At 67.2% G+C, this 6,220-nt stretch carries 8 protein-coding genes; 2 read left to right on the forward strand and 6 right to left on the reverse strand.

Features of this window, described 5'->3' with window-relative positions; genetic code table 11:
• Positions 1 to 333: 333 nt before the first annotated feature.
• From FMZ75_RS10300 to FMZ75_RS10320, 5 genes are all read right to left on the reverse strand, one after another.
• Complete coding sequence (locus FMZ75_RS10300; protein ID WP_108917307.1) at positions 334 to 1,146, reverse strand: hypothetical protein; 813 nt, start codon at positions 1,144 to 1,146, stop codon at positions 334 to 336.
• Between the two features lie 78 nt (positions 1,147 to 1,224).
• Entirely contained in the window at positions 1,225 to 2,220 is a 996-nt protein-coding gene (locus FMZ75_RS10305) for an NAD regulator (protein WP_370464697.1), read from the reverse strand.
• A 10-nt stretch (positions 2,221 to 2,230) separates the two neighbouring features.
• Complete coding sequence (locus tag FMZ75_RS10310) at positions 2,231 to 2,743, reverse strand: tyrosine phosphatase family protein (RefSeq protein ID WP_108917306.1); 513 nt, start codon at positions 2,741 to 2,743, stop codon at positions 2,231 to 2,233.
• A gap of 17 nt (positions 2,744 to 2,760) precedes the next feature.
• A complete protein-coding gene (locus FMZ75_RS10315; protein ID WP_108917305.1) occupies positions 2,761 to 3,411 on the reverse strand; it encodes an HD family hydrolase in 651 nt (216 codons plus the stop codon).
• On the reverse strand, positions 3,399 to 4,016 hold the full coding sequence (locus FMZ75_RS10320; protein WP_166142626.1) for a DNA-3-methyladenine glycosylase I: 618 nt from the start codon (positions 4,014 to 4,016) through the stop codon (positions 3,399 to 3,401). The genes FMZ75_RS10315 and FMZ75_RS10320 overlap by 13 nt, the downstream gene beginning before the upstream one ends.
• A gap of 199 nt (positions 4,017 to 4,215) precedes the next feature.
• Here FMZ75_RS10320 and FMZ75_RS10325 point away from each other — a divergent pair, with 199 nt between their 5' ends.
• Together FMZ75_RS10325 and FMZ75_RS10330 are read left to right on the forward strand one after the other, a co-directional pair.
• Positions 4,216 to 4,761: a hypothetical protein gene (locus FMZ75_RS10325; protein ID WP_166142628.1), complete on the forward strand. Its 546-nt coding sequence runs from the start codon at positions 4,216 to 4,218 to the stop codon at positions 4,759 to 4,761.
• 210 nt (positions 4,762 to 4,971) lie between these two features.
• Positions 4,972 to 5,367 carry a DUF3126 family protein gene (locus FMZ75_RS10330; RefSeq protein ID WP_108917832.1) on the forward strand — a complete coding sequence of 132 codons (396 nt, stop codon included), beginning with the start codon at positions 4,972 to 4,974 and terminating at the stop codon, positions 5,365 to 5,367.
• Between the two features lie 6 nt (positions 5,368 to 5,373).
• On the opposite strand, the gene FMZ75_RS10335 is transcribed toward FMZ75_RS10330, so the two are convergent.
• Positions 5,374 to 6,045 (reverse strand): hypothetical protein, encoded by a 672-nt coding sequence (locus FMZ75_RS10335; protein ID WP_166142630.1) that lies wholly within the window; start codon positions 6,043 to 6,045, stop codon positions 5,374 to 5,376.
• Positions 6,046 to 6,220 lie beyond the last annotated feature (175 nt).

The raw sequence follows: 6,220 nt of genomic DNA on the forward strand, positions 1-6,220 counted from the left end.
GACCGTCGTGAGAGGAGAGGCGCGCCTTCCCGCCGATCGTCCAAAACTCTCTTCTTTCCGCTGGTCGGCGGGCGAGTCAGCCCGACGAATTGAATTGCGAGACGCGAGCGCCGAACGCACGGGCGACCGATCCACGGATCGATCGCGGCTTCGTCATACCGTCGCCACGTCTCGGCGGCGCATGTCTCGCCGCGGACTCGGCGCGGCTGGACGCGGCCTCCCTTCGACACGGGCGAATCGGTCTCGACCGTGAGATCGAGGACGCTATTTCGACAAAATGGCGAAAAATTGCCCGGCCGCCTTTGCGACACAATGTCGAGCTTCCGTTAAAAGTCAATGTGCTGCGCCGCCGACGAGCGGCGGGACGAAAGCGCCCGTAGCCAGAATCGGGTAGCCGCCGGGGATGAGCGGCGCCGGCGCGGCGAGCGCCTCCGGAGCCGGTTCGGGCGTTTTTTGTGCGTCGCCGCTGGTGAAGGCGGCCGATGGCGGGCGGCGGGGCGGCTCGGGCGCCTCGAGCGGCGCGGCGCCATTGGAGCGGATGGAGGCCGTCGGCATGGCGTCGACGGAGCCGGTCGCGGCGAGCCGATCGCGCTCGGCAAGGGCGAGGCGGATCGGCCCCTGCGGCGGCGATGTGGGATCGGCGAAAGCCTGCGACACCGCGCCGCGCACCTTTTGCGCGAGATCGCCGAGCGGATCGGAGGCCGGCGTCGCCGAGGCGATCGTCTGCGCGCCGCGGCGGCTGCGGCCGGCGGCGGCGATCATCGTCTGGCCGCCGCCGTTGCAATTGCGAATACCGAGCGAAATCAGCTCTCTGCCGGAGAGAACCCGATATTGGCGGGTGAGATAGCCGAGCCGCTCGCGCACCGCCGCGGGATAGTAATTGAAGAGCTCGGCGGAGACGCCGGCGTCGGTCTGATGGTCGATCGCATTATAGGCCAAATGGAATTTGACCTGCGAATCCGGATAGACACAGACATTCGGAAGGCTGAGCGCCATTGTGCAGGCCGACCGGCATTCGTGCAGACGAACCTCGCGACCCTCGCGGCGATAGATTTCCGTTTGCGCCTGATACTCCGAGACGAGACCGCCCACATCCTTGTAGACGACGACCGGCGCCGGAGCAGGCGGCGGCGACAGATAACCCAAACAACACCCCTACGCTCTACAGACGTCCGACAAGAGAAAATTCACCATGACAGGGTGAATAGTCTCTTAACCGCCGGATCATCCTCTTATGCCGACCCTGAGGCCGGGCGCAGGACGTTCTTGCAAGACATTGCGGCGAAAATGAAAAAGCGCCGCGGGGCGGCCGCCCGTCTTCAGCGACATCTCCCCGGTCGGCTCGACGGCGGCGGAGGTTTCCACGAGACGGCGGAAATTCTGCTTGTGCAGATGACGGCCGGCGATCGCCTCTACTGTCCGTTGCAGCTCGGTGAGGGTGAAGGCCGGCGGCATCAGCTCGAAAATCACCGGGCGATATTTCATCTTGGCGCGCAGCCGGCCCATTGCGGTGGCGAGAATGCGCCGATGATCGTGCTGCATGGACGCGCCGAGCGGCGGCGGCTTCACGCCGCGCCTCAGCGCCGCCTCGCGGCCGTCGCGCCAGGCCTCCTCGACGAGTCCGGCCTCATAGAGCAGCTCATAACGTTCCAGCGCATTCTCCTCGTCGAGACCACGGCCCTGCGGCCGGAACAGGAGATTGACGCGGTCCCGCCGCCGCAGGCCGGAAGAGGAGAGCGCATCCGGCGCCTCCTCCACCCAGGCCGAGAGGCCCGGCAAAATGGCTTTCTCCATCAGTTCGGGACGCCCGCCGCGCCAATCCTCCCAGGGGAAGAATTCATACCAGCTGCGAAAGCCGCGAATTTCGCTCGCGCCCTCGGCGATGCGGGTCAAGGCGAGATAACCGACCGAGACCACATGCGGATCGCGGTCGCCGGCGCGGGCGTGGCGGCCGCGATCGCCGAAAGTATAGAGTTGCTCGACATAGCCGAGCGTCACGCCGGTCTGCTCGGCGACCCAGGCGCGCAGGCCGATCTCGAAAGTGCGGTGACGCACCGGATCGAAAGGGCCGGACGGCAGAGCGGCGCGGGCGTCCTCGCCCGTGGCGGCGACCGTGAGGATGAGCGGCTCGTCCTCCAGCGCCGCGACGATCGCGGCGGTGAGGCCGATCCCCACCGGCAGCGGTCCCTCCATCGCGCGCAGATGTTCGAAGCTCATCATCTCCTGTGCGTCAGGCGAGCTCGAGCGCGAAGGGCGCCCCCTCGTAGCAATCGGCGCCGCGGCCGATCTCGGCGATCGCCGCCGTCATGCGCCCCTCGCGCGAGAGAAGGCGATCGGCCAGAGCGACGAGACGGCGATTGGGCGTGGCGGTGGGCGAGGCGCGGCGCAATTCGCGCGCGAGTTCCGTCTCGGCCCGCTGCGGCGCGAGCGCGCAGGCGAGAATGAAGGCCGCGGCCGGCGAGCGGCTGACGCCGGCATAGCAATGAATGACCAGCGGCTCGCGCCGGTCCCATGCGCCGGCGAAGTCGAGCAGGCTCTGAATATGCGCGCAATTGGCGAGCACATGGCCCTCCTGATCCGCCTCTATGTCGGAGACGGCGAGGCGCAAATGGCGCTCGGGAACGATTTCGCTCGGCCGCGCCAGCGAGGCGCCGGCGGTGAGAATGGTGATGAGCGAGCGCGCGCCGCTGGCGCGCACCGTGTCGACGACTTTCGTGAGCGAACAGACATAGAGGTGCGCCATCTCTCACCTTCTCTGTGTCACTTCGACGCCTCACCCTCGACACTGCGCGCCTCGCCTCGCTCGATCGCGGCGAAGCGCGCCAGAAAACGCTGCTGCGCGGTCTCGACCGAAATCGGCTCCAACGCTTGCAGGAAAGCATCGGGGCCGAGCGCCGGCCGGCCGAAGATGCGCTCGGCTTCCGCGCGTGTAAAGCCGGCCAATCCGATCGCCTCGAAAAAAGCCGAGGCGCGATCCGCCCTTTTGGAAAGGCGCATCAGTGCGGCGTCCGGCTCCGCCGGCAATGAGAAGCGCAGCAGGATCGCCGTCAGAATGCGTTTCTCCACGCTCTTGTATGTGTCGCCGATGACGGCTTTGAAGGGGGAGATCATGTCGCCGATCACATATTCCGGCGCGTCATGGAGCAGCATGAACAGCCGCCCCTCGCGCCCGAGCCCGGGCGACAGCGCGCAGGCGATCTCCTCGACGAGCAGGCTGTGCTGGGCGACCGAAAATATATGTGGGCCGCGCGTCTGACCATTCCAGCGGGCGACGCGGGCGAGGCCGTGGGCGATATCCTCGATTTCCACATCGAGCGGCGAAGGATCGAGCAGATCGAGCCGCCGGCCGGAGAGCATACGCTGCCAGGCGCGGGGGGCGACCTCCGCCTTGCCCGCCTTCACGCCGCGCATCTGTGGCACTCCGCCAGATGGTCGTCGACCATGCCGACCGCCTGCATGAAGGCGTAGACGATGGTCGGGCCGCAGAAGGCGAAGCCGCGCGACTTCAAATCCTTGGCGAGGCGGCGCGATATGTCGGTCTGCGTCGGCACGTCGGCCGTCGTGCGGGGACGGTTGACGATCGGAGCGCCATCGACGAAATCCCAGAGATAATCGGAAAAGCCCACGCGCTTCTCTATCTCCAAATAGGCGCGCGCGGAGGCGATGGCGCCTTCGATCTTGGCGCGATTTCGGATGATTGCCTGATTTTGCATCAAAGTTTCGACGCGCGCGGCGTCGAAACGCGCGATCGCCTGCGGATCGAAGCCCTCGAAAGCGGCGCGAAAGCCTTCTCTACGGCGCAGAATGGAAATCCAGGAGAGGCCCGCCTGGAAGCCATCGAGGATCAGCTTTTCATACAGAGCGCGCGAATCGCGCTCCGGCCGGCCCCATTCGTCGTCGTGATAGGCGACATAGAGCGGATCGTAACCGGCCCAGGGACAACGCAAAACGCCATCTGGATGGATGAGCGCCGCAGCGTCGCGCCAGGCGCGTGGATTTTCTCTTTCAGCGGCCATCGCCTCTTCCCTCGCGCCCTATGCGCGCCATCTTTGCCGAAAGAGCGTTTCATAACATTCTCATTGCGGTCGCGGCGAGCTTGCGGCCCATGCGTCGATGCAAGACAATTGGCACAGGCCGTGCTCGCAGTGCGGCCGTCGGGAGCCGTTTGCGCCGACGACTCTTCATCGGCGACGGCGCTCACCAAGGAGAAATTTGATGTCGATCCGTCTCGTCTCTTACGCAGCCGCCGGCGCCCTCGCACTCGGCCTCGCCGTCGCCGCGGGCGAAGCGAAAGCGCAGGCGAATATTTTGAAGGAATGCGGCGCGCAATATCAAGCCGTCAAGGCCGCCAACGAGCTGAAGGGACAGAGCTGGCAGGACTTTCTGAAGGCCTGCCGCGCCCGCCTCGCCGAGCAGCCCGCCGAAGCCGCGCCGGCCGCAGCGCCTGCTCCCGCTCCGGCGCCGGCCCCCGCGCCCGCTCCGGCCGCCGCCGCTCCCGAGCCGGCTCCCGCCCCGGCTCCCACTCATGCCCCGGCCCCGGCAGAAACGGCTCCCGCTCCGACGCCGGCTCCGGCCCCGACGACCGCCGCTCCCGCGGCGAAGCCCGCCCCCGAAGGCAAGGCCGCCCAGGCCGCGCGCCAGAAGAAATGCGGCGCCGAATGGAAGGCGAAGAAGGCCGAGCTGCTGAAGGCCAATCCCAAGGCCACCTGGCCGAAATATTGGAGCGAATGCAACAAGCGCCTCAAAGCCGCGGGCGAGTGACCGAGCGAGCGAGGCGAGATTTTCGACAGGCCCGGCGCAGCGCGCGCCGGGCTTTTTCGTTCGAGCGGAGATGGGCGAGCGGAGACGAGCGAGCGGAGACGAGCGCCCGCGCCCTCTTGCGGCGCGGCGGCGATTCATGGCACAGGCAGCAAGGCCGCGAGACGACGGCGAGGCGCTCGGCAAGAGGCGCGTGAAGCGGGGGAACCGGAATTGGACAAGATCGAGCTGCGTAAGCTGCAGGCCTTCTTGCGCCAGTCGCTCGGCAACGACGGGATTCGCGTGACCGCCGATCCCAAAAATCCCGAGGACGCCGCCGTTCATCTCGGCGAACGCAAGATCGCCTCCATCATGGTGGACGACGAGGACGGCGACCGCTCCTTCGCCTTCGGCATGAAGCTCCCGGTCGGGCGCGAGACGCTGCAATCCTATCTGCGCAAGCTGTTCGAGAACGACAAGCTCACCATCGCCCCGCGCGGCCGCAAGACCGATTCGGTGGAGCTCAACAGCGGCGAAGATTTTCTCGGCGTCATCTCCGCCGACGACGCCAAGCAGACGAGCTACACGCTGCAGATCGCCATTCTCGACTTCGACCTCGACGATTTCTGACAGCGCTCAGCGCGGTCGCGGGGACGCGCCGTCGATCGAGGCCAGAAAGGCGCGCAGGCCCTTCGCCAGCTCCTCCCAATCGCGCAGCAGCGGCGCGGAAAAGCGCGCCTCCACATCCACGGTCTTCCAGCGCAGCGCCCAGATGCAGGGGGCCGAGCCGAGAAAGCCGGCGTCCCGACGCGGGCAGCGCGCGAAGAACGCGCGCCCGTCCGGCGGCGCGAGATAGAGCTGCTCGAGCTCATAGGGCGAGCCGGCCTCGAAGCGCCGCAGGACGAGGCCGCCCGGCCCGCTCCAGACCTCGCTCTCCAGAAAGCGCGCATAGAGACGCGACGGCCGCTCGGCCGGATCGAGCGCCTCCTCGCGCGGCGCGAGCGTGACGAAGACGCGCATCGGATCGAGCTCCTCGGCCGCGCGCCGGCGCGGATCGAGGCTGGGCTTCGGCGGCGGGGCGAAATCGGGAGCCACGGCGATGAAGGAAAGACGATCGACCGCCCCGCCATAGCGCGTCGACTCGTCGCGCGCATAGGCCGGCGAATACACGAAGCGCGCATCGCCGAGGCTGGCGGCGACGACGGCCGGCGCGGCCTCGTCGGCTCTTCTCAGGAGGCGAAAGGCGCCTGCGCCGAGAAGCCCCAGCGCGAGAGCGAGAAGGACGAGAACGAGGACGAAGAGACGCATGGCTCTTTGGAAAGAGGAGCGCAGAAGATTCGCGAAGCTTAGCCCATTTTCGCCGGCGCCGCTCGGATCGTGTCCCAGAGCGTGGTGTAGCTGGATCGAGGCCGACACCGGGATTTCCGGCTATGGCCGGAATGGTCAGGCGGTCACGGCGGACAGCTTGACGATCGGATCATCG

The organism is Methylosinus sp. RM1 (assembly GCF_011378635.1).
Lineage (GTDB): Bacteria > Pseudomonadota > Alphaproteobacteria > Rhizobiales > Beijerinckiaceae > Methylosinus > Methylosinus sporium.